Raw genomic sequence first — 23,666 nt, forward strand, 5'->3', positions numbered from 1 at the left:
CAAACAATGCTGGACTTGTGTTATTGCGTCGTCGTTTCCCAATCGACAGTCTGATTCGTAGGAATCTGGGTGGTAAGGATTATCATGATAGTTTTCTTAGCGGATTTGGTCAATAAAAAACCCCTAATCGGCAATGCCGAATAGGGGTGGTCGAGAAATGGTTGTTAGTCACGTAGACCGGCGATCAACACAATCGCCGAGCGATCTTCTGTAGACAGGATGATGTGCTTGGACGCAATCATGCTGGTCTGACCGATAATCACCTCCGTGCAGCGTGAGGCGATCATGTCCACCGCCCGGTTAAACAGCGCGGCGTTGAATTTCGTCTCCGCCATTGTGCCGAGGGATTCGTGTTCCAGGCTGGTTTCGCCACCAGTGGTCCGGAAGTTAATCGCCTGATCGCTGATTTCAATGTTGAAAACCTTTTCTTTTTTGGTTTTTTTGCTGGCCTTCTCGTCATCCGTATCCACCTCATCGACATCGCACGCCACCGCCATGAGATGGCTATTGCGTTTGATGTCTGCAGCCGGAACCTTGGCAATGGGTTCCAAGGTCTCGCCGAAAGCCAGTGCCGACTGATGATGCTTGGGGACGGTAACGAACTCCTGGTCCGGGTCTTCGATGGCACGAAATTCCGTCCATGTTCCCTCCCCTTTGATCAGGATGGATCCCGGGCTGATGAAGCTGGCATCCACGGCTTTCCGTGCCCAGATTCCTGCGATCGTCTCCGTGGTTTTTGCGAGAAAAGCCACGGGCCACGGTATTTCCTGCCCCATTTTGACCACAACGGCGAGCGCCCCCATGTGACCGATGGTAACAACCGTATCCCGAAAAATAAGGATATCTTTGTCTGCTAGACGTCCGGCATCAACTAAAGCGTCCACCAGCAATTTCGGATACTGCACCGCGATATGCTGGACCGTCTTTTTGAGCCGGGACTGATAATCGGTTATTGGGGCGCAGCGCAGCTTAAACCGAGAACGCCCATCGTTGGCGGTGATGGTCAGCGAATCCCGTTCGCCGCCTGTCACCTGGCTGCTCGGTAACAGTGAGTTCAGTTTCATAAAACCCTCTGGATTATGAAGTCTGAGTGCTGTTCCCTTGCCGATTGCAATATCCTGCTCTGCGAACAACGCCAACATTCCCTGACCTTCTACGGCAATGCCGCCGTGGACCAGTATGGTGCTTTCGCCGCTGCCTTTTTGTGCCGACTTGGCCTGTTTGATGTTTTGCATAATATCTGTGTACTCCATGTTGACTCCTTATTAAAAACCCCGGTTTCCCGGGGACCTGAGAGGCTTAAAAGAGATCGAATGGATCTTCCACCAGAATCGAATTGCTGATCCGTTTGACCGAATCTGGTTTCTTTTCCGGCTTCGCTTCGTGCTCTTTCTTGCTGTTTTGGTTGGCTGTGGCAAAAACTACGGACAGGATGTCCATAGGATCCAGTGGCTTTTTACTGGCTTTTTGCACTGCGGGCTGCGGGGTATGTGCCGCATTTTCCATTTTCAACACCCGGGCGATATTTGCCATAGGTGTTGCGCCATACTCACCGACGAGACTGTCTTCTGCCAGCTTTGTGATGGAACCCACAATGGGGTCATGGTCTGTCGAACGGATAGACTCCAGAATCTCATTGGCCATCGCCATCAGTGAGTTTCCGTCATCATCGTCGATCAGATGGGTCAAACTGGTATCGGCAATATTGCCTTTTGCCTGATTGGCCACGGCCAGTTTTTTGGCCACCAGCTTCATCACCGTCATCTGTGGTGAGTCGGCATAGCTGGCAAAGTACGTCCTGACTGGATTTACCTGACCAATTCGCCAGCTTCTTTTGGAAGACTGGAGAATCGTATTGCTGGAATACCCCGTTTGCATGTACAGGATGGTTGGAAATTCATACATATCCAATCCTGTTTTGACAATTTCCTGGTTGCACAGCAAGACATCGACCCCTTCTTGCAGTGACTTTTGCAACCATTCTTCCCGCTTGTGCGTGGGGACCGAAGACCGCATGACGCGACTTTTCAGGCCAGCATCGGCCAGAATGTTCGCATAACGGGTGAGAAGATCCGGGCGGTCTGTGTAGATGCTGTAAACCAGCAGCTTCCGTCCGGCCGCATGCTCTCGCAGGGCGAGATCCACCAGGATTTTTTCCTTTTCCAGAAGCTCACCCGGGATATCCGGTTTGAGCTTTACATCGCCAAATACCACCTCTTCAAAACAGCCGTCGGCGCCGTACAGCAATGTGTGAAAGGCTTGCGCCATAACCCTACGGTTTTTTTCGCTTTTGGCTGTCTTAATGATGTCCACCATTTTATGGGTGAAAGCCTTCATCCGGACTTTTTGCTCCTCACGAAGCTGTACCGAGATATAGGTTTCCCGATAGCTGGGAAGCAAACGGATGTCTACTCCATGCTTGCGGCCCAATTTTTGTAACCCTTCTTCCATATCCTGCAGCTCGATAAATACTGTGTTCGGCAGCAGGAAGTCGGTAATCACCGTGGGGTGTAATCCTGGCAGGTTTTTCACCTGTTTGTAGGACTTTTTCTTTCCCTTGGACTGCTTGAACTCATCCTCGGAATACTCCACGCTGATTTCCTTGATGACCCCCTTTTCTCTTTGAAAAATGGCGGCATCTCCTGCTTTGAAACCCATGCGCTGCATTTGACGCGGGTTAATGCGGAACAGGAGCGGGAAAAGGCTCCCGGCATATCCATCCACCAGGGTTCCCGTAAGGCCCACGATTTTCTTGGTGCAACCGGCAATGACCCCCATGGCCACGCCCTGCGCCGTATCATCACCGTCCAGTTCATGCAGCTCATCGAACACCGAAATATCAAACCAGTGCTTAGGTAGCTTCCGCTTGATGAACTCCGAAATCGCATAGTTCCCATCAGCCCCTGAAAATCCCTGGGTCTGCAGATGGTTCCATACTTTTGCGGTTGCCGACTTGCCCAGAATGCTGGCCAGATCGGGATGAATCTTACCGCTTCCCAAATCGGACAGTATCTGATCACGACTTTCCAGAGAAAGGATCAAGCCAGCCTTCGTTTCTCCGATGCCCTCGACTGCTACCAATGATTTTTTGATGAGGTCGTCTGTATCGCTTTTGCTGCGGCGTGTAGCTTGCCACAGTTGCGCGCCACACCCTGTTTGTAACCCCTTCTGTTCGGAGTACGTCCACTGGCAAGTTTTACGACCCTTGGAGAAATATTCGGCATTAGGCATCCACACATATTGCACGTCGCCTTTTTCCATATCATCCGTCTCTGAGTCACCCAGATAAATCAATCCTCGTCTATCACTATCCGAGAATTTTTCTATTTCCTTCTCCGTCACCCTTTTGACAATAGTGCCGCCACAATCCGGGCACTGATGCCCTTTGAGGCGTCCTTTCTGTCCAGTCAGGTCCAGAAAAGAATCGTTACTGTGTGCAGCTATACCGCTTTTCCGCATAAAACTCATGCGGGCGCGGACGCGACCCACAATCCAGAATTCCGATTTCTCGGGGGCATCCGGATTTTCCTGTGCCGCTTTATATAGCCGGCCAATGCTGCCGCCATCATTGATGGTGACCACTTTGGCATCAGGGATGGTAATAGTGATTTCTCTGGCCCATTTCCCAACCAGGTGCGGGGGGACCATACAAATGACGCGCTGCGGCCGGCGCAGGTTGGTTCCGAGCGCCGCCAGCAGTGTGGCCATCAGTGTTTTTCCCGTACCCATGTCTGCGGACAGGATAATGGCCCGCCGGTCTTTCCCGTAAAGATGCGCGGCGACTGCCGCGATCAGGGTTTTTTGTCCCGGGAAAGGGTTGCGTTTTTTGGGGATGGCATCTACGGCCGCTTCCCATATCCCGGCTTTGTCTGTGCCGGGGACGAATGTGGGTTTCAGTGCCTCAGCAGCCTTTTGAAAAAAGACGCCACCAAATTTGCCCATGAAGTCCATCATGGTTTCTTTTTTAATCTGCATAAGGATCTAGTCTCCCTGTTTCAAGTCCGTGCATAACCAGGGCGGTTACGTCATCGGGTTGCAATTTAATCGTGGCGCCTTGCCAACCGTCGGCATCGCCCTCCACCGTGGCCGAAATTAAACGGTCGCCCGGAATATCCGGAAGTCTGCAAGAGTTACGGGCCTCGGCGAGTAATGAGCTTCCCAGCCCCTTCAAGATGTACTCTTTCCAGGACGGAAGTAACGGGGTGTCCACGATGTCTACAATTTTTTCCCAGACAATATTGGGCCCCTCACAATGCCAGACCAGCGATTGTTCGTGGCTTTTGTCTTCTGAGTCCTCTTTTTCCCCTTTATCTTTTTCTAAGACCAGAGCCGACAGACTGGGGATCACGATGGCATAGACATACCCGTTGATACGGGTCATCGAATGCATGTAAGCACCGATGTTTTTCAGATAATCGGTTGTACGAACATCATGCCCATTACTGAGGCTCGATAAGGCGGATTCGACGGCGCTTTGCCGGGCCAGGAATGCCGCTCCTAAGAATTTACCGTTGGCACGGCAAACCCATTGGGCGTTCAGGTAATTTCCAAAAATGGAAACCTCTATCATGATTTGTCTCCTTAAATGACCTGAGTGAGCGCAATTTCTCGCCCAGGGGTGATGTCAATGTAAGTCACAGCCGTTTGAGTGCGGTGTATGCGCTCAAAAACCTGGCGTTCATTACGGCCTTTGTCATCAGCTTCGTAACGTGTGCTCGCCGTGATGGTTTTTTTGGCTTTTCCACGGAACAGAAATACACCCAGCTCCGTTTCAATCCGTCCGTTCAACCGTCCCGATGCCAGTACCGCCGGCACATGCCCATCCCTGAGCGGCATCACCGAGGGGATATTTTCCCCGATGCCAAAAGCGCGTAGGGAATGGTTGATGATTTGCTGTCGGCACGCTTCTACGTTTTGGCTACCATCCTGGAGGATGTTTTGCGCCATTTCGTCTGTTAGGGTGAAGCAGGTGAATGTTTGCGGAGCTTTGCTCGGCAGGACCTCGAACAAGTCCTGTGCCTGGGCAATATTCGGTACATCTGCCCGGCCTTCGCCGATAGCCAGCAAGGTTTCCGCCAGCATGTGATCAAAGTGGTTCCGATTGGTGGTGTTATCGACGCGATAACCGATGATGACCACCTGGTTGTAGCTGGCATCCGCAGCACGATAAATTTTTGCGTCCGTGAAATGGCGCGCAATCATTTTTGTCATGGAAACGTCCCGGACAAAGAGCTGCGTCGGCAAGATTGCCACCGTTATCCCTGTCCCTTTTTTGGTTCTGGAAATATGCTGTGTCCAGAAAAGCCGCTCCAGACGAACCTTGATTTCTTCATCATCCGCACCCGGACGCGACAGTTCGCCGTAAGGCGGATTGAAAATCGACAACCCAGCCCACCCTTCTGACAGGGAGACATCGTGTAAAGCGTCTGCGTGCAGGACCTCACCCGGGATGGCTTGCTCGCGCAAGATGGTTTTAGCTTCGTTGTAGCGTTCTGCATGTAATTCAATGCCATACGCAGACACCTTTGCCCCGTCCTGCTGCAGCTTTTCATAGACAACCTTCAGGGCGTCCAATTTGCCGCAGGAACAGTCGAATATGGCGGTTTCTACCCCCTCATCGACTTCCAGCATCCGGGTGACGTGATACATCGTGTCCTGGTCAGTGGGCCAGTATCCTAAATTGGCAATATTGGCGTCCTGACGAAATCCACGTCCTACTTTTTTGACTTCGTTCATGATTTACTCCCATAAAAAAGCCGACACGAGGTCGGCTGTCTTTTGTGAAAAGAGCCTTTCGGCTCTGTGTGATTTGACTTTACCCTACAAGCGCGGTACCTTTTCTGGAAGATAATAAAAACAAAAAATAATCGTTTTTTTAGTCATCCCAGCTTAGCCCAGACGTTTGATACTCTTGAACTTTTGACTCAAAAAAATTCTTCTCTTTTTTGAGATCAATCATTTCACTCATCCATGGAAAAGGGTTTTGCACCCCTGGGTTTTGCTGTGGCAGCCCAATTTGTACCAACCGGCGATCTGCGATGAACTGAACATACTCTTTAAATGCTGAAGCATTCAGCCCGAGAACCCCACGAGGCATGGTGTCATCGGCGTAAGCAGATTCCAATTCCACACCTTTGTGAATCAGCTCGCTGATTTCCTGTTGAAATGCTGGCGTCCACAGATGTGGATTTTCCGCCTTGATTTGATTAACAAGATCAATGCCGAAGTTGCAGTGCATGGACTCGTCGCGGAGAATGTACTGATACTGCTCGGCGGCGCCGACCATCTTGTTTTGACGGCCTAAAGCCAGGATCTGACTGAAGCCGACATAAAAGAAAAGGCCCTCCATGATGCAGGCGAAAACAATCAGCGAACGGAGTAGTTGCTGATCGGTTTCAGGGGTACCGGTTTTGAAGTCCGGATTCGAGAGTGTGTCGATAAAGGGGATGAGAAAACGATCCTTGTCCCGTACCGACGGCACCTCGTTGTACATATTGAAAATCTCGCCCTCATCGAGTCCCAGGCTTTGTACGATGTACTGATAAGCGTGGGTGTGAATGGCTTCTTCAAAGGCCTGACGGAGCATGTATTGCCGACACTCCGGTGCGGTGATGTGGCGATAAGTGCCTAACACGATGTTGTTAGCCGCAAGGCTGTCGGCCGTCACAAAAAAACCGAGATTGCGTTTAACAATCCGGCGTTCGTCTTCGGTCAGCCCTTTGGGATCTTTCCACAGGGCGATATCACGGGACATCTGGATTTCCTGGGGCATCCAGTGGTTGGCACAGCCTGCCAGATATTTGTCCCATGCCCATTGATACTTAAAGGGGACCAACTGGTTCACATCAGCCTGGCCGTTGATAATGCGCTTGTCCTCAACACGAACGCGCGCGGTTGCTGCTACGGTATTCATAGCGCCTCCTGCAATAAAAATGGATGATTTAAAGGCAAGCCTCTCCCTGAACGGGTGAGTTGCCTGTATTGCGTCGCAGATTCCCGGGCTGCTGTTTTCATCAAAGTGATGATGGGTGGTAGAGTCATGACTGTACGACACCTGACGATAAGGCGCAAGTTTTCAGGGTCTTTCGGCACATCTGCAGGCCAGTTTCCCACGAGTTTTCCGGGCTTTTCTCCTGGGCTTCGCCTTTGGGTGTCCAGATTCCGGTTTCCAGTTCGGGCAGTATTTGTCGGAGAGTTTTTCTGGCGCGTGGTTTCACGACTGGATCGGCCGGATCCGTTTGGTAAATTTCGACCAGATCAAAGGAAATAACCCGTACCCAGGCCCCTGCGTGGTTGGTGTAGACTCTCCCCATCCCCCACTGCTGCTCGACTTGTTTGCGCCATTTTTCCTGCTGTCCCAAGGCGTCCGCGCTTTGCACGGATGTCGGTCTTTCGGTTCGCCACAAGTTTTTTCCTTGTGCCAAGTTGCGAATAACCCCGGCCAGATAGCGTGTAGCATCTTTGGCGTCCCTGATGCGTTCCCGGATGTGGAGAGCGACGGCAGAAAGTGTTGTGCCCGCCTCGCGTGCTGTTTTCATGGCCCAGAAAATCACGGGAGCAGGGATTTTGTATTCTTCTTGCAGCCATTGGAGGTCTTGGGGAATGTGTGCGCTTTTCCGGATTTTTGTGGGGCATCCCTCTGTGCTTATATTGCTCTTTCTAGTTGGAGAGCGTAGCTCGTTCTCTATGGCGGGGAGCAATTTGAACTCCGGCGGGAGGTCTGTTTTAGGCCTTGCGGGGCTGAGATTTTCTGTGGGCATCTGTCCGGCTTTTGATGGCCCTTCCGGATCGTTGTTTAAATATGCCTTTTTTTCTTTTAAAAGACCTGTAAAAATAAGCGTTTTCTCGCTTAAAATGGTTCTTCTTGTTAAGAAGTTTCCGGTTCTCTCCCCTCTGTCCTGTGAAATTCTTGTTATGTATCCTTTTGTTTCTAATGTTCTTACTGATCTTTTTACAGAAGACTCAGAGAGGCCTGCGCTTTCGGCGACCGTAACCAGTCTTGGATAGATCGGTTTAGTGGGTGTTTTTATGCAGACGTAACTCAGCATCCAGCTTAAAACATTTCTGTCTCTCCGGTTTAGTGACGGGTCATCTATCTGCCAGGCGCGTGTCATTGCGCAGGAAATGGGTACAGGAATATTCCTCATCTTTAGTTCACCTCTCCTATAAAAAAGGCAAAGCAAACCTATTGACAAGAAAATGCTGTTGTGAAAAAATCGCACTCACTGGTTTTGTGGTGAGTGTCTTCCTCGTTGGGACGGGGAGATTTGGTTCACAATTTTCTCAGCGACTTTCTGGTCGGCTTAGAGGGCTTCAGTGGGGACTGAAGCCCTTTTTGCTTTGTCTGTCATCCTTAATCGATAATTTGAGCCCTTGCTTGGAAATCGATTCCATCATAGCCGCATTATCCGCCCTCTTCAATTGTTGTGACGGGGTAGATTAGTGGTTTCGTGTTTGTTTTCGTCTTTTATGGTTTTTCTTGTGTGATGACGATTTCTTGTGTGATTTCGTTGAGGATCCTGCGGTGTTCCCGGATTCGGAAAAAAGTGCTGTTGTTACCGGACTGTGCGGTCCCTTGTATCTGCCCCCAACCACGTTCGATGAAATCCATCTCTGCCAGCTTGAGGTCGTCGGTTTCCTCACTGAATGTCTGGAGCCTGGCATAATCGCTGCCATCATCAGAGGGGGAAATCAGAATACAGACCCCGGGATCACCGTTGCGACCTACCCTTCCGCGTAGTTGGACCAAAGAGGCCGTGCCGAACTTGTCCGCATTGGCCAGTACCAGGCAATCCACCCCTTCCACATCAATTCCGACCTCCACAATGGAGGTGGCAATGATGAGCGGGGTTTCTCCGCTGGAAAACCGAGACAGCACCGCGTTTTTCTCTCGACCAGACATTTTGCCGTGAATAGTGGCGGTTTTCCCCGGAAACGCACGTTCCCAGAACTGGACAGCGCCCTCCATGTCTATACCGGCGCGATAGAGGCTTTCCCGGACCAGCGATACCGAGGGATAGAAGTCGCTCCGGATTTCCTGGAGGATGGTGTTCCACTTCTTGAGTTTCTTCTTGTTACCTACGATCTCGATGAGCGCGTTTCTTTCCAGTATATATAACGTATTTTGTGATTCCGTGTCATAGGCGAGTATCGGAAACTGGACGGGTTCACTATTCTCTTGCCGGATGATGAGTTTCCGAGCGTCGAAGTTTTTGTTGATGCGGTAGATTCTTTCCAGATAATCGGTTCCGACCAGGCGTGATTCTTCTCGTGCTGATTTGATGTCTCGTGCGTGTTTTAACGGCGCTACCCGGTCTGCGGGAAAGTGGGGTGAGAGGTATCTTGCCCCTGACCAGATGATTTCCGGTTCTTCGGCGCGGCTTATGGTGCCATACACGATGATGGCTTTTTTCTGTTTTCTGAGGGTGTCGCGCACTTGCTGGACGGCTTTTTTCCCTTCGTTTCTGGTAATCAGGCGCGTTTCTACCCGGCGGGCGTTGGGTGTGCCCTGAATGCGGACCAGTTCCATTTCGCCAAACATAAAGAGTGAGAGGCTGCGCGGGATAGGGGTGGCCGACATGAATATGCGATTGGCCGTTTCCGGTAGGCTGGCGAACTTTTTATCGGTGCCAAAACGATGCTCCTCATCGAAGACCACCAATCCGATACGATCCCAGGGGAGTTTTCGGTTAAACGCGCCGTGCGTTCCAAAATAAACGCTGGCATCGGGAATGTGGGTACCTGGTTTGCTCCCAATCAGCGAAACAGCCGGAATTGTCGGAAAAAAATCCTGGAATTTCTGATATAGCTGATTCACTAAGGGCTGTGTCGGGGCGATGATTAACGCTTTGTTGCAACCTTCCCGTGCGCCGTAAACTACGGCTCTGGCGGCCGTATGGCAAATAGCCGTTTTCCCGGAAGCCACTCCACCCATGAGGAGGATGCGACTGGGCCAAGGGGATGCCAGGCTTTTCCGGATGGCTTCCAGGGCGTCTTGCTGTCCCGGGGACAAGGTGAAAGGCAGCATAGAGGAGAATTGCGCCATTTCCTCTGGGTTGATGTGCACCATCACGCCCGGCGTTTTTTCTCTGAATCGCCTTATGCGAGCGGTTCTTTCCGCCCGCTCCAGAACCTCCATACGGACCAATGCTTCCTGGGCTTTTTGTATATCATCCGGGGTTTGTGGATTGCGCAATACACGTAACGCCCTGGGTATATTCACCGCCGATGATTTATGTACCTGTTCATTGACCCATGGGGTTGTAATCTGGGCGATCTGCGCATCATTGTGGGAGTTTAAGACCTTTTGGATGTTTTCTGCAATGGTTTCTCCGGAATATGGCCCGTTTTTTTTATATATCGGGACGATTTTCCCGATGCTTTCCAGCTCCAGAATCGTTGGTTGCGACATGCTCCGCAAGATGGCGTGGGTTCCGGCGAACTCCGTGACTTTCCCTAGAAAGGCATACGTGGCACCAGATACCATCTTGTCCGTATGCCAGCGATTGTAATGAAAAAAGGTGATGTAAAACTCGGTTTTGTGTGCGTCTTCCCCGTTCGTATCCTCAACCCGCACTTTCAGCTGCCGACCATTACCGTGATAGTTGATAATCCGACCGACGACCAGACATTTTTCTCCGGGTTCAGCGTCCCAAATGGAGATAGGAAAGCGGCGGTCCTCATAGCGTAATGGCTTGATGAGGACCGCATCCCGGAGGGTTAGTGTTTTTTCTGGCAATTCAGGCACAGCGGTCTGCCCATATTTTTCAGGCTGTAGTCATGCACGCGTTGATCGATCTCGCAACCGCAGCCCGCGCATTGCTTGTCCTTCGGTCCATGCTGGGCATTATTAGCGGGGGCGTTGGCGCGAGCTGGCTGTGGTGCTGGCATTGCCTGGGAAGTTTGAAAAGTAAAACTCCCCCGTAAGAGTTTTTCCAGCATGTAGCTATCCATCCAAGGGGTTTCTTTCAACAGCTGTCGGGTCAAAATGGCCCCCATCTGGAAGATGTCCGGTGGACTGATTTTGACCGCCATACTTTTCCCGGTTGCGTTGACTCTGGCGATGATCCCTCCGTCCTTTCTTTCCAGACTGAACCCTTTATCTTTGGCCGGGCCATGGGAAGCAAAAGTACAGGCATCCATGTAGCCATAAAAAACGGCAGCGACGGTTGGTAGCTCGGCCCGGGTGAGTTGCAGGGTGATCTTGTCGGACCAATCGTATTTGCGTTCCGCGCCTTCCACTATTTTAGCGGCTTCGATATTGACCGTGTAATGGCCCTGCAAGTCTTCGTTGGGGCGTGGTTTCGTTTTTGACATAGCCACCACAAAGGCAGCTTTCGCGCCATAGGCGGTATGGTTGATATAGCGCATATCATCATCTTCGATATTATCCATGGCGATAATGATAGCGTCTTTCCTGGGTGCGTCCTGCGTTTTTTCGGGCGCGTATGCGTGTTCTGCTGGCATCCGGTTCTCCTGTGGCGGGTTATTATGGGCGATCTGCTCTCTCATTCTGGCCAGGTCGTTGATGGCACGGATGCGCTGGCTACCCATCAGCCTTTCGTCGGCGATCAGTTGAATAAGGCGGGAAAGGTTGTTTCTGTGCGCGGCATTTTGCGCAATTTTACGATGTTCTTCCTTGGTTATTACACTAATGTTTGAATCTGTGAGAACGTCATTTACATCTTTTAATGTTTCCAGTTTGACGACATGCTGTCTCGCTTCCATCGCTTATGCTCCATGCAACTTATGACTTAATTTTACCATAAAAACTGGCGTTAAAACAAAAAAATGGACCTATAAAGGTCCATGTCGAGTGTTTGTAATTCTAGTTTACGATATTGCAAACTGTGGGTTTGCTGGATGGGGGGTTCACGGCTGGCGTCATCATTGATGCTGGCGTGGGTTGCACCGGGGCAACGGATTGCTGCTGCTGTGCCTGCCATGTGGGCATTTTGTAAGCCTTTTGCGGGGCTTTCTTATGCAAGTTGGCTGCCGCATTTTTCAGATGCGGTGCGGCTTTCAGGAAGAAGAAGATGCCCCAGGAGGCGGCGGCCATGACCATGAACGCCATATACAACCCGAAGCCGATCTCCGGGGCTAAGAATGACATCGCGAACAATGCCACAATCGTGATGATTTTGTGACGCCATAGCAGCGCAAAAAAACCCTGAAAACGGCCCTTCCACTGTGCCTTACTATTGGTGCTCATGTTTTTTTGCCACTTCCACAAGAGGTATCCGCCGATAGCGATACCACCTATCTGGAAGATAGCGAACAGAAAAATAAACAATCCTAAAAGAATCTTCATGTTGATCTCCATCGCCAGCCGCAGGCGAAAAATCCTTTTTCCTTGTGCGCGGCAATGGATACTGAAATCTTCCTTGGCGGAAGTCAGTAATCCGCACAAGGGATGGGTAGCCAAAATTCGGCTTGTTGCGTCGCAGATTCCCAGGCTGCAGTTTTTATTTCATTGAAATAAAGGGTGGTAAGAGCCTTTATTTTTTACGGATACCGCTGGTTTGTCAACTGGCCCGGTCCAATCGGCTTTCTTGCCGTATTAAGCTTGGACAGGACGCTATTTCGTATAAAAACCGGCTTGCTTTTGGCGATTTGCGGTCTTTGGAAGCCCCCTGCCCTTTTCTGGGTGACCTGGTGAGCGCGTCGTCTATAGGGCTCAGTAGGACGAGGCGCTGCCTTGCGCGGGTCATAGCCACATAAAACAGTCGCCGCTCTTCGTCGATGTCCGGTCCGTCTTTGTCTGCCCGGATATAGGGGGTTTTGCCCTCGGCGAGATCCGGAAGAATCACCAAATCAAACTCCCGTCCCTTCGCTGCGTGCCAGCTGCCAATGTGGATGCGTGCGGTATTCCTGGGACTGAGTTTGCTGCGACGGTTTTTTTGCGCCAGAGATTCGATTTCCTGTACAAATTGCGCTGTGCTGAGCTGGTTTGTTGCCGCGTAGTCTGCCATGACAGCATAGAACGCTGTGCGGTCCTGGGCGCGGTCTGATGGCCCTGCCTGTCGAATAGCCTCGTGTAGCCCCAATTTGCCGTAGATGGCTCGAATCATCGTTGCGGCACTGCTGCCCTCATTTTCGTGCATCTGTCGGAGAAAGCCTATGTGTCCCTTGAGATTGTCGAGTGTTGCGTAGAGCCTCTGTGCGTACGTCCCTTGCCCTGTCGTGTTTTTTTGCATGGTTCTTTTTATCCATGGGTCCAGGCTTTCTTCCTGAATGACCGCTTCTTCTGCTGCCTCCAGATCTTCCCGGCGCATAAAGCGATTGGGGGTGGTCAGCATGGCCCGGACAATTTTACGCAGGCGGTCCTGGTCGTGAAACCATCCGGTATTCCCGAGTTTTCCCATGCTGGCCGCCAGATAGCCGACGGTGGCCAGTGCGTCGCGGCGCTCAAAAGCCGGAGTCCCCCCTTCAAGAACGTAAGGGATCCCGGCTTCCGTCAGCGCGATCTCACACAAGGCCGATTGATGGAATGTGCGTACGAGGATGCCAATACTTCCCGACTGGCTGATGTTCTCTTGTATGACTTCCAGAGTGGCGTCCCCGGGTCTGTCTGTGCAGCGCAAGTGCACTTCCGTATTCGGGACGCCATTGGCGGTAACAATGGTTTTAGCGATGCGATCACTGTTACGCTCGATGAGTTTGTTGGCCACCCGGCTCAGGGCTTCCCCATAGCGGAAAGTCTGGGTGATTTGATAGCGGGTCACGTCCTGGAAAAGCCGCTCAAATTCGTGGGTCATGTAGTATGGTGAACAGCCGCGAAAGCCGAATATGCTCTGGTCATCGTCACCGATGGCAATGGCGTTTTGCGCGATGATGCGCACAAATTCCATGTTGGCCCGATTCATGTCCTGGAACTCATCAATCAGTACCGTTTTATAGGTATTCTTCATGATGTTTTGCACGTTTTCATCGTTAAAATAGAGGTTCACCAGATCATAAATCATGTCATCAAAAGAGATTGTTGCTTCTTCTTTTCTCATTTTTTCATAGGCTTTGTATATGTCTATGCCGATGTCTGCATCCTCCATGCCGACCTGCTCGGCGACTTGGCGGTTTACCATGTCCGGAGTGATGAGATTGGCTTTGAGGATGCCGATGATTTTGCGAGCTTCTTCAATATCCTGGGCATCCACGTCTTCTACATGGATACGCCGCGTTTTGGCAATGGCCGCAGCGGTGATCTGATCCCAGTAATAATCCTCCGTTCTGAGTGTTTTCGGCGCGTCCAGCCCTGCCCGGTACACGCTGCGGAGAAACCGGAATGCGGCCGAATGTATCGTGGATACCAAAGGGGTTTTCTGGCGACAAAGCGTCTTGAGTTTTGCGGCAAAGTCACGCGCCGCTTTTTCGCTGAACATAACGATCAGCATATCCTCTGCACGGGTGATGCCTTGCTGGATATGGTTAGCGGCCAGATGTCGGAGAGTGGTACTTTTACCGCTGCCTGGCCCTGCAATAATCAAAGCATTCCCTTCGCGGTGAAGGGCGGCGGCCTGCTGCTCGGCGGTTAACATGGGCGGGCTCCTGTGAGTTGTGATGCTTCCATTGTACCGGTCTTTGTGGCCCCGTTTTTAAAAAATAAAAAAAGCCCATCAATAAAGTTGGGCTTATCGAGAGGATGGTTTAATCCTCGGTAAGGTACTGCTCAATATCCGGGTTCATGCGTAGCCAGGTCGCCCGGTCTATCTTGAGCGGTGTCCGGCGCATGGTTTCCAGATTGATGAATGCTCCGTGGTATTCGATACTCCTTTTTGAAATCATATCCCAGAGGATATGGAGAGCGCTGGTGGTGACATCCCGGTTCACAAAAAGGTCCTGTTTTTGCAGGGCTTCAGCCAGCGAACAGGACGGGCCTTGATCTTGCTCTTGAAAATCATCATCCGTGATTTCCGGATAAAGCAGGCTGAGTGTGGGGAGCTGGTACTTATTTCTAAAAATGGCCCCTAATACAACCTGCCCCGTTCTGGTCCGATTGCCTACGTCCAAAATGTAGGTCGGTAAAGATTTGTAGCGGTCATCGGTGAAGCTTTGCTCAATATCGAGTCGGCTTTTAGCGGTATCCACTGCCGAAATCACAATATCGCTTCTGAAGAAGTCGGTATAGGAATATCGGCCCTCTTTCTGGTTGATTCTGACGGGCTCAGATACCCAGTCCATGCTGTAAAACCAGTTGGTCCGTTCAGCGATGACATCTGATTTGTAACGGCCTACATCTGCAGGGCTAAACAACTGGCGGCCTACGTTGGCCGTTGATACCCGGTCATCATCATAAATGGTCACGTGGAGCGGTAGCCCGCCCCGGGCTTGCATGGCGACGGATATTTGGGCGATTCCCGCCGCCATTTGTGCGCCATTCCCGCCGGCACCCACGATGGCTACTTTGATGCGGTTGTTCATAGGGAGTTTGCAATGGAACATAATCATCTCCTAACTGTTTAATGTGATGGTGATTTCCCGTGATGTGAGCCGTGCGGCCAATGTGTATTCGGCTTCATTCAAGCTGCCGATCACCATGGATATTTTGGTGTCCCCAAAGTCGTCCGCATCATCTATAGACGAAAAATACGCGGGTTCTTTTCCATGTGAATGAATATCCCAGACCAGGGATTCCCCTGGATTGGGCGTTGGGCGTGTGTAATGGAGCAAGTCCGGCGTGCCTACCTGGTCGTGCCATACCAAACGGTGGCGACCTTCCGTGTCCAAAAATATCCAGCAACCGATCTCGTTGGGACAGGCATCGATGGCGCGTTCTACAAATTCGGTTAAAACCGCTCTTGGTAACTTGGGCAATTCCAATACAGGCGCTGGAATCACCCCAAAGGGTGTTGTTCCTTTATTCGCCACCGAAACCGGCTGCAGCAGATAAAGCCATGGTCGATATGTTTCTACCCAGAGCCCGTCATTGGCTATCCAGTACCGGCTACCCGGAGTGTTTAACCGTTCCATCGGTGCTATGACGCTGACGGGAAGTGTGGGGTACAACTTTTGAATGAACTGATCCTTGTTCATTTTTATCTCTCCTGTGCGGTGTCGGCCCACTTTTGCAGGTCGAAGTGGGTTTTTACGAGGGCGGATTCTGGGAATTTCCGACTCTTTGCGTGTTGCCGTTTTTTCCAGAAAGCCAAGGCGCCCTGTTTGACAACACCATCATGGTTAGGATGGCTGAACGCCGAATTGAAAAAGGTGTTTTCCCAATTTTCGAGATCAGCGCGTTCGGGGCTTTTCCCGGGTATATCGGCATTGCCATGGCAGACAACCGTACTCTTCCAGATGTTGAAGTATGGCGCGTAGAACAATGACGTCTCCGGGGTAGGCCGCATGTTGCCCTTGATGGCGCACACGGCGAGCGGGTTGTCTGATGGTGAAAGGCTCAGGCGGAATACCAGCGCCGGATGGGCACAGCGTACTGGCCCGTTCAACTCTGGATCCCGTGTGTTGAAAAAGATGGTCCTTGCCGGTTGTGCCGGGAGCCACCAAATGATCTTTTGTTGATCGCTGTAAAGGACCTTATCGTCAATAAAGACCGATTCTGATTCTTTATTCACCATGCTTCTGATTTTTTGCAGACTGATAGGTTTGCCGGGACCGATTTCCATATCCTCACCGATTTGTCGCACACGATTGACGGTGATGAATGCCTCGTCCCTATGTTTGTATAACAGAAACGCGGAGCTGAGTTCCCATTCTTTATGGGAGTTTCCCATTTCTAGGTTGATTTCCATTTTTGCATCTCCTGTAGGGCTTTTTCGTGTCGCTTCAATGCGCGAACGAAAGGAAAAAGTTGGTCGTGTTCGATATAGGCCATGAATCCATCGTTTTCCTCTTCTGTGAGGTGATCGATGTTATCCGTGATTTCTTCAGTGAAACGGTTTCCGCTATGGTCAAAAACCACGGCGGGGATGTGGCTGACGGTCAAACCGGAAGCGATGTTAAACAACGATTCACTGGCAGCGATGGTTTTTAATGCCAGTTTGGCCAGCGATCGGGTTTTCTCCCGGTAATGCGGGTTGTGGATGATTTGCAGGAGATCATCGTAGCGATGTTCCCCCCATTTGAATTTCCCTGCTTCTGTGAGCCATGGGTACTGTGTCAGTACAGAATCTCCGCTGAACACGCCACGGTCATAGAATGGGCTCTCGTTTATTTCCACGGCTTTGTGATAGGCCGAAAAAATGGTTTCTATGCCGATGGCAGAACTGCCGCAGCAGGCGATGGCCAGGGCTTTCTCTTCCGTTTCCGGGAGATCAGCCATATCTACGGTTATCCGGCTGTGTGGTTTCAGGATCACCTGAATAACCAGCAGGCCGCTTTGAAAAACGTAGTAGTCTATGTCGCTGGAGGTTGCTTCCGAAACGAAAAATCGCGGCGTCTCTTCTTCGAGTCCATATTGATCGGCAACTTGCACATCAAAAATGGGTTGGTAACCGTGGTTGTCATTGCCGATGGATTTGAGCGCCGCGTTGATAGCGGCATGGATTTCGTGGTGCGCTTTGATGTTTCCCCATAGTCGCCGGGGCATTATCCTATAGACATTCTTCATGTCACTGGTTTCCTCAAAGCTCTCAAAAACGAAAGTTCTTTGGGTTTTTGCCCCGATTTTAATCATGGTTCCTCCTGTGTGAGTAATTTCACCAAGCGATCTCCGATTTTTTGTATTTGCGACCATACCCGCAAAAATGCCGTGAGCTTTCTTGTTGAGGTGATGGCTAAAAAACGTAAATCCGGACTACCGCCGCAATTCATGATGTGCTCCGCTTCATCGTCCGCAACGCGTCGCTGCGTTGAATTCATAGCGGCTTCGTCATCATGATCCCCGGTTAAGATGTAGCGGGTATGTTGATATAAGCCTGAAAATGTTTCGTCATGCATTAGCTGCCATAGCTCATTTGTCAGTATTCTTGCGCGAAACAAGAGCTGGCTATAAGGATCTGGCATTGCTGGGAGGTTGGTTTCTGCTGGTTTTCCTACGAACTGGCGTAAATGCGGATGCATTTCTGCCAGGAGTGACTTTCCATAGAAGTCATCCTCATCGTCCAGTAGCTCAAAGTAATCTTCGCCGCTCTGGTAGATGTTCAACGGATCTGAAATCCCCAGAAAAGGTAACCTGTAAATATGCTCAAACAGGTCTCTGGGGAGTGTAGGGTTTTGGTCGGCCAGTCGGTCTATGGCCGTCCCGATAGGAAACACGACTGTATCTGTCCGAAAAGCGACCATCACCGCATATTCAGTGAGGTTGTTCTCTACTTCCACTGCAGTTTCCAGGCAGGCACTCTCGTCATCGGCCAGATAGATGGTTTCGCTGCATAGCATGGCTACGCTTTCTGGCTCAAAAGGAGCGATATAGAGCTTGGAATGTTGGTCTTCGTGGGTTTCATACTGTTTTATGAAGTCTTTGTTTTTATGCCTTTTTAGGGCGGACAGCATGGCGATACCTGTGTCGCCGAGCCGACCTGTATATGTTTCTATATGCGCAGGTGTAGATGGGCTCAATTTGAGCATGGGGTTCTCCTTACCAGAAGAGAGGTTTTATGGCACTGGATGGCGCCGGGGCATTCGCTTCTCCTGATGTGTTTTCCGGGATTTCGAGGATGTAGGTTTCATCAATCGAAAAAAAACGCCGGCCCAAATTGGAACCGGCGGCCTGATCGTGGAGAAAGCGCCGAAGCGCCTCCTCCCTTCGGGTGAGTTTCGGGGAGGAGGCCATGGTTAGTGCCCTCCTTTTCCTTTGGTTCCTGCCGCGCGTACAAATTCGTACACCATCGTGTTGCCCTCGATGCGAGGGCCTCGTATCTCGGCAGTGTTCAGCTCCGGGTAGAAAGCGGCGGCCAGATCATCCTTGACCTGGGCGGGTGTGGCCCCTTCCGGAGCCGGTAGCTCCACCCCGTTGTACATAAACTTCATTTGCATGGCTTCTTGCATATCAGTCTCCGAAAAGATCGAATGATTCCGCTTCCTTGGCGGCCTCCGAGGAGGCTTTGGCCGGAGCGGGCGCAGGTGTTTTGGCGGTTGTCGTGGCTGGCTTTTTGGCCGCAGACTTCGCGGCTTTTTCCTTGGCTTCGGCTTCGATAGCCGCTTGTTGGGCGACCATCTGTTCCTCTAGCGAGGCGCGCGTGGCCATGGTCGTGGCTAGCATTTCCGGCAGCTTGGCATCCAGTTCCCCGAGTGTTCCGGAAAACTTCAAGGGGGTTTTGAGCTGGGAACCTTCTCCCGGGATGAGGATAACAGTGCCGTTACCCTCTTTGATTTCCAGGATCATGTTCCACTTGCCGTCGTTGATATTTGAAAACATGGTTTACTCCTTCGTTTAGTGTGCGGTGATGGTGGTGGCGAGTGCGTGGGCAATGGCCACATAGTCACCAAAGGTTTCTTTGCTGCAATACGCCTGGCTGGTCACGCCGCGTGAGCGGGTGGTGACCGTCAGGTTCTTGCGGTTGATAAAGATGGTGGTTTCCCCATCCATCAGTACCTTGTCCCCCTTGGCGGGGGAGATGGTCTGCCGGGTGGTCTTGGTGGTGGTGTTGCCGATGAATTGACTCAGTTTCATTTGACTGCTCCTTTTGATTTGCGGGCTTTACGGCCCTTGGGTTTGGTTGATTTGCGCCGTTTTTTAGGCAGCGCTGGTTTAAGAGCATTAGTGACGTTCTTTACGAGGTCACTCAACGCCTTTACTTCTTCCAGCGTGATTCCTCCGGCCAGGTTGTTGCTAACAAAGGCGAACACGGCGATGGTTGCGTATAAAACCCAACCACCCCATCCGATGGAGTTGATTTGCTGAATGTTGTAGGTCATGGTGACCAACAACATAAAGAAGATATAGCGTGATTTTTTTAGCTCCGCTTTCAGGAAGTGGATGATTTTTTTCATAGCGATTCTCCGCGACATTGACGCTGACGCCCTGTTGCCTATAGGGTTGGCCTGCAAAAATGGTCACCGGAGAACGCAACTATCCCCGCCGGGGAAGTTTGTTCCCCCAGCGAGGCAAAAACGACTTAATTTACTGTGGTTTGGTTAGGCTTGTTTATGGCCTGATTTAATGGGCAATATCTCTATTGGATGGGCGTACAAAATACCCAGTCCAACGGCACCTATGGCAATACATTTCGCCGCGATAATCCAGTGCCAGGCCAGTACGGCTATGAATGCTGCTGGTAAGAACAAGAAACAAATGACTCCTGTTACAACGAGCATATTCTTCCGCACGACCGGGTTTTGCAGGGGCATTTTGCCAGTGCCGTGCAAGATGATAATGCCCAGCACCCCTACCGCTAGTGATCCGGCTGCAATGAGCCAGTTTCCCAAGACGGCAGCAATGAGGGCTGTTACCAAGAACGTGGTGAAAACATCACCCACGGAGTTTATCAGCCCTTTGACGGTTCCTTTTTTCATGGTTGTGCTCCTTATTTCAGAGACATCACCTTGGGAACGATGCCTTTGAAGTCAAACCCTTTGCCTTCGGCCAGCATGATTTCGCTGATACATTCTGCCTTCTTGCCCGCAAACATTTTCGGGGTTGTTGGCAGTGCGATTTCTGTGGCTAGCAGCTCCAGGTCATGCTTGGTAAGCAGAGCGAGGAATTCCTCGTTGATCTGCCAGTAGTCCGCAAGGCGAACTCCCAATGACTCCATCATATCCCGAAAAGGGGCTTGTTCCAATGCCATGACAATCGCATAGGCGACCGCTTGTCGATGTTGCTGATGCTTTTTCTCCCCTTTGGCTTCTGGGGATGCGGTATTCCAGACATCAGATACGGATACCGAATCTCCGAAAATCGCTTTCGCGGCTTCGGAGATTTTAGCGTTGGCGACATTTTTGGTGGTCACCGCTGTAACGATGATAGACGTAGCCACTTCCGCATCATTCTCCAGAATGAAGCGCTTTGCAGCGACATTCCAGGCATTGCGGCGGTAAGTGATGAGACTGCCGGAGGGCATGATCTTGTCCGATGCCGGCTTTCCCTGGGTTTGCCCGGGCGCTGCCGCTGTCCGTGTGGAGGTTGCTGCGCCGGGATTGGTGCTGTTGGCTGTCACGGTTGCTGTCGGCAAGGGTTTCTTGCTCTCAGCAAAGGCTTTTTCCTTTTTCTGGTTGCACCCCAGATCAAAGCACAGGCCTTCCGTGATTTCTCCCAGAGAGGCGGGGCTTTCGCTGACGCCAGCGCCAAAATGAGCGCAGGCCTGACAGCTGACAAAGGCTTCGTCACCGACGGTTTCTGGGCCTACGGGTGTGTAGGTGCCTTCATTGTCGGCAGATACCAGCTTTACTACGGGGTACTTGCTTTCCAGCTTTCCCACGCGGGCGTTGAGTTCTTCCTGCGTTTTTTCCGCAAAGCAGTTCACCCCGGTACAGCGGCCGCTATCCACGGTTTCCGCGAACAGCGAGCTTTGCTGATCCGAATTGTACTGGCATGTAGCGCAATCGCTCTTGTCGAAAATGGCAGAGGCCAGTTCCTGAGCGATGGCATTGATGGATTTCTTGAGGTCAGCGACGGAGATGTTCTTTCCGAGTACAGACCCCAAGGCTTTTTGTTGCTTTTCCTGAGCTACCGTGGCCAGGAGTTCCGCATGACCCAAAAGGATCTTGCGTTCGTCCAGGGCGGTGGCGACATCGGGATGGCAAGCCTTGAGCGCCAAACGACGCTTCAAAAAATCAGGCTTCCATCCCAGCAGTCGGCAGGCTTCGTCCATGTCGCCTTTGAGGCGCATGACGAGCGCGTATGCTGCCCTGGATTCTTCGGTCGGGCTCATGTCTGCGCGGAGCGTATTCTCCACGAGGCTGGCCACCTCTACATCGATGTCCTCGTTGTCCGGTACCGTGACCGGGATATCCGAGTTGTCCCCGTACAGATCGCGCCAGGCGCGAAGGCGGCGTTCGCCGGCGATCAGCAGGCAGGTACCGTCCCCATTGTCTTTGACGACGATGGGCTGTAATAGGCCGATAGACTGGATGCTGTTTTTCAACTCCTCCATTTCGGCGGGGTCGAAGTAACGGCGTGGGTTGTTCCCGATTTGGATGTTGTTGATTTTCATCGTTGCTCCTTTTGAAAAATGACCTTTCGGTCAAAAAATAGGTGTGTTTACTTCCCGATCTTCAGCCATATAAAGCCGCCCACTAGCACTGCTGGGGTTCCTGCAATGGCGATAACAAAAAGAATAGTCGTGATTGTTGAGATCATGGCGTTCTCCTTTCGATAAACGAGAAAAAGGAGCGCATTGATATCCCGTTTAGGGGCTAAAAATGTGCCCCAGAGGGTGGTTGTTGCGTCGTCGTTTCCCAATCGACAGTTTGATTCTAAAAGAATCTGGGTGGTAGAGACTACAAATTTACCGCTAACCGCCTTTGTGCGTCAAGCTTTTTACCGTGTTTTGCGCGACCTGTAATCCAGACGCCGCCCATTGGCTGGCTATGGATGTGATTCTGTTTGTGGATACCGGCCCATCCTGGGCGTGTATGGCAAACCCGACCACCAGCAACAGAAGCAGGGCAAAAAAGGCCACCTTGAGTAATCCGCGCAGGATTCTCCAACCGATATACAAAACAAAAACGAATATGATCAAAGCGATGATGGGGCTGATTTCGGCAGGCATGATGAATCTCTATCTGATGGACCTGCCTTGATTATACACACAAAAAACCCCGGTTTTCCCGGGGCTTTTCTGGGAGAAAAAAGGCGTTAAGCCGTTTTTCGGATGCGCGTTGATGGCTTTTTGGTAGCCGCTTTGGTGCTTTTTTGCTTGGAGAGGGCTTCCTCTTTGCGCACAGCCGCTGATTGTGTAGCACGGGTGGTTCGCCAAGCCTTCTGACCCATTTCGCTTAGACTTTCAACGCTGTTCTCACCTTTTTTAACGCTATCCATCGCCACAAGCGCCATTCCCAGCACGGTTTCCATCGTGATCTGATGCCCGGAAAACACTTTCTTCACCTGGGGCATGGCTTTGGCGAGCTGTGCGACCGTCATTGCCTTTCGGCCGAACTTGAGTGCACGTATCCGGTCGGCCAGCATTTTTTCCTGTTCTTGCCGTTTTTCGAGCATCGCTTCCAGCTCTGCAATCCGCTCTGCCGTGCTGCGACGATGCCGACGACGTACTTCCTTGTTTAGTGTTTCCATAAATCACCCCCATATCCAGGTTTATTTAAATTCGTGCTATTATCATAACTTCATTATTTCAATATACAATGGCTATCACATGCGATTTTTGTTTTTTGTTTTCGTGCTTATTTTTCCTTTTATCGCTTCTGCATCTACGCAATGTGTTCCTGTCGCTCCGTCTAAATACTTTTCGGCCCCAGGCGCACCTCGTCTAATCTGCCGTTTTCATGGGCCTTTTAAGCTTTATGGATGGCTCGTCTCTCGTGGCGCGAGAAAGCCTGTCATCTATTATTCTACCGGCAAGGACGCCCGGGTATTTTTTCGTGGTCCCGTTTATGGGAGTAACGGCTTACCAGTAAATCCTCATATAGTTGTAGCAAAAAGAAGACAAAAATAACCAAAATGTTACACTTTTCGCCCCATTTTGATGCGGATTTTATCGGTTGCTTTTCTGGCCTTTGGGGCACTCCCTCGCGCTATAGTGGCGCAATGAATGCGGATTATCGTGTTTTTTGTTGACAAGTCAACGGTGAGGCGTAGAATTATTGACTCTTATCTCCCT

General features: G+C 51.1%; 24 protein-coding genes. All 24 read right to left on the minus strand.

Translation table 11 applies throughout. The annotated features are described in order from the left end of the window. Nucleotides 1-164: 164 nt before the first annotated feature. Nucleotides 165-1,253, minus strand: a complete 1,089-nt coding sequence (locus tag B1757_RS13445) for a hypothetical protein (RefSeq protein ID WP_101538808.1) — start codon at nt 1,251-1,253, stop codon at nt 165-167. 46 nt (nt 1,254-1,299) lie between these two features. Then, nucleotides 1,300-3,975: a helicase-related protein gene (locus tag B1757_RS13450; protein WP_101538809.1), complete on the minus strand. Its 2,676-nt coding sequence runs from the start codon at nt 3,973-3,975 to the stop codon at nt 1,300-1,302. Beyond that, nucleotides 3,965-4,570 (minus strand): hypothetical protein, encoded by a 606-nt coding sequence (locus B1757_RS13455; RefSeq protein WP_101538810.1) that lies wholly within the window; start codon nt 4,568-4,570, stop codon nt 3,965-3,967. The genes B1757_RS13450 and B1757_RS13455 overlap by 11 nt, the downstream gene beginning before the upstream one ends. 11 nt (nt 4,571-4,581) lie before the next feature. Continuing rightward, entirely contained in the window at nt 4,582-5,736 is a 1,155-nt protein-coding gene (locus tag B1757_RS15625; protein ID WP_216360882.1) for a DUF6094 domain-containing protein, read from the minus strand. Nucleotides 5,737-5,875: 139 nt separating this feature from the next. Then, the gene (locus tag B1757_RS13465; RefSeq protein ID WP_101538811.1) at nt 5,876-6,913 is read right to left on the minus strand and encodes a ribonucleotide-diphosphate reductase subunit beta; all 1,038 of its coding nucleotides are present in this window, start codon (nt 6,911-6,913) and stop codon (nt 5,876-5,878) included. A 124-nt stretch (nt 6,914-7,037) separates the two neighbouring features. Next, nucleotides 7,038-8,147 carry a helix-turn-helix domain-containing protein gene (locus B1757_RS13470; RefSeq protein WP_143484281.1) on the minus strand — a complete coding sequence of 370 codons (1,110 nt, stop codon included), beginning with the start codon at nt 8,145-8,147 and terminating at the stop codon, nt 7,038-7,040. Nucleotides 8,148-8,467: 320 nt separating this feature from the next. Continuing rightward, nucleotides 8,468-10,747 carry a helicase-related protein gene (locus B1757_RS13475; protein WP_253253868.1) on the minus strand — a complete coding sequence of 760 codons (2,280 nt, stop codon included), beginning with the start codon at nt 10,745-10,747 and terminating at the stop codon, nt 8,468-8,470. After that, nucleotides 10,720-11,727, minus strand: coding sequence for a hypothetical protein (locus B1757_RS13480; protein WP_101538813.1), 1,008 nt, complete (start codon nt 11,725-11,727; stop codon nt 10,720-10,722). The genes B1757_RS13475 and B1757_RS13480 overlap by 28 nt, the downstream gene beginning before the upstream one ends. Before the next feature lie 100 nt (nt 11,728-11,827). Then, complete coding sequence (locus B1757_RS13485) at nt 11,828-12,322, minus strand: hypothetical protein (protein ID WP_143484282.1); 495 nt, start codon at nt 12,320-12,322, stop codon at nt 11,828-11,830. Nucleotides 12,323-12,524: 202 nt separating this feature from the next. Then, a complete protein-coding gene (locus B1757_RS13490) occupies nt 12,525-14,534 on the minus strand; it encodes an ATP-dependent helicase (RefSeq protein WP_101538815.1) in 2,010 nt (669 codons plus the stop codon). Between the two features lie 109 nt (nt 14,535-14,643). Continuing rightward, nucleotides 14,644-15,438, minus strand: a complete 795-nt coding sequence (locus B1757_RS13495; RefSeq protein WP_172437728.1) for a PRTRC system ThiF family protein — start codon at nt 15,436-15,438, stop codon at nt 14,644-14,646. Nucleotides 15,439-15,447: 9 nt separating this feature from the next. Continuing rightward, nucleotides 15,448-16,029, minus strand: a complete 582-nt coding sequence (locus B1757_RS13500; protein ID WP_101538817.1) for a PRTRC system protein A — start codon at nt 16,027-16,029, stop codon at nt 15,448-15,450. A 2-nt stretch (nt 16,030-16,031) separates the two neighbouring features. After that, complete coding sequence (locus B1757_RS13505) at nt 16,032-16,742, minus strand: PRTRC system protein B (RefSeq protein WP_101538818.1); 711 nt, start codon at nt 16,740-16,742, stop codon at nt 16,032-16,034. Continuing rightward, a complete protein-coding gene (locus B1757_RS13510; protein ID WP_143484283.1) occupies nt 16,727-17,686 on the minus strand; it encodes a hypothetical protein in 960 nt (319 codons plus the stop codon). Before B1757_RS13510 ends, B1757_RS13505 begins: the two co-directional genes overlap by 16 nt. Then, the gene (locus tag B1757_RS13515; protein WP_101538820.1) at nt 17,623-18,519 is read right to left on the minus strand and encodes a hypothetical protein; all 897 of its coding nucleotides are present in this window, start codon (nt 18,517-18,519) and stop codon (nt 17,623-17,625) included. Before B1757_RS13515 ends, B1757_RS13510 begins: the two co-directional genes overlap by 64 nt. Nucleotides 18,520-18,529: 10 nt before the next feature. Further along, complete coding sequence (locus B1757_RS13520; protein ID WP_101538821.1) at nt 18,530-18,724, minus strand: hypothetical protein; 195 nt, start codon at nt 18,722-18,724, stop codon at nt 18,530-18,532. A gap of 2 nt (nt 18,725-18,726) precedes the next feature. Beyond that, a complete protein-coding gene (locus B1757_RS13525) occupies nt 18,727-18,939 on the minus strand; it encodes a PRTRC system protein C (RefSeq protein ID WP_101538822.1) in 213 nt (70 codons plus the stop codon). A 1-nt stretch (nt 18,940) separates the two neighbouring features. Beyond that, a complete protein-coding gene (locus B1757_RS13530) occupies nt 18,941-19,309 on the minus strand; it encodes a PRTRC system protein E (RefSeq protein WP_101538823.1) in 369 nt (122 codons plus the stop codon). A 15-nt stretch (nt 19,310-19,324) separates the two neighbouring features. Continuing rightward, on the minus strand, nt 19,325-19,564 hold the full coding sequence (locus B1757_RS13535) for a hypothetical protein (protein ID WP_101538824.1): 240 nt from the start codon (nt 19,562-19,564) through the stop codon (nt 19,325-19,327). After that, nucleotides 19,561-19,884 carry a hypothetical protein gene (locus B1757_RS13540; RefSeq protein WP_101538825.1) on the minus strand — a complete coding sequence of 108 codons (324 nt, stop codon included), beginning with the start codon at nt 19,882-19,884 and terminating at the stop codon, nt 19,561-19,563. Before B1757_RS13540 ends, B1757_RS13535 begins: the two co-directional genes overlap by 4 nt. Nucleotides 19,885-20,028: 144 nt before the next feature. Then, nucleotides 20,029-20,406, minus strand: coding sequence for a hypothetical protein (locus B1757_RS13545; protein WP_101538826.1), 378 nt, complete (start codon nt 20,404-20,406; stop codon nt 20,029-20,031). A gap of 11 nt (nt 20,407-20,417) precedes the next feature. Then, nucleotides 20,418-22,043, minus strand: a complete 1,626-nt coding sequence (locus tag B1757_RS13550) for a PRTRC system ParB family protein (protein WP_101538827.1) — start codon at nt 22,041-22,043, stop codon at nt 20,418-20,420. Between the two features lie 300 nt (nt 22,044-22,343). After that, a complete protein-coding gene (locus B1757_RS13555) occupies nt 22,344-22,601 on the minus strand; it encodes a hypothetical protein (RefSeq protein WP_101538828.1) in 258 nt (85 codons plus the stop codon). 86 nt (nt 22,602-22,687) lie between these two features. Beyond that, nucleotides 22,688-23,122 carry a hypothetical protein gene (locus B1757_RS13560; RefSeq protein WP_101538829.1) on the minus strand — a complete coding sequence of 145 codons (435 nt, stop codon included), beginning with the start codon at nt 23,120-23,122 and terminating at the stop codon, nt 22,688-22,690. Between the last annotated feature and the right edge of the window lie 544 nt (nt 23,123-23,666).

The organism is Acidithiobacillus marinus (assembly GCF_002847505.1).
Classification (GTDB): Bacteria; Pseudomonadota; Gammaproteobacteria; order Acidithiobacillales; family Acidithiobacillaceae; genus Acidithiobacillus; species Acidithiobacillus marinus.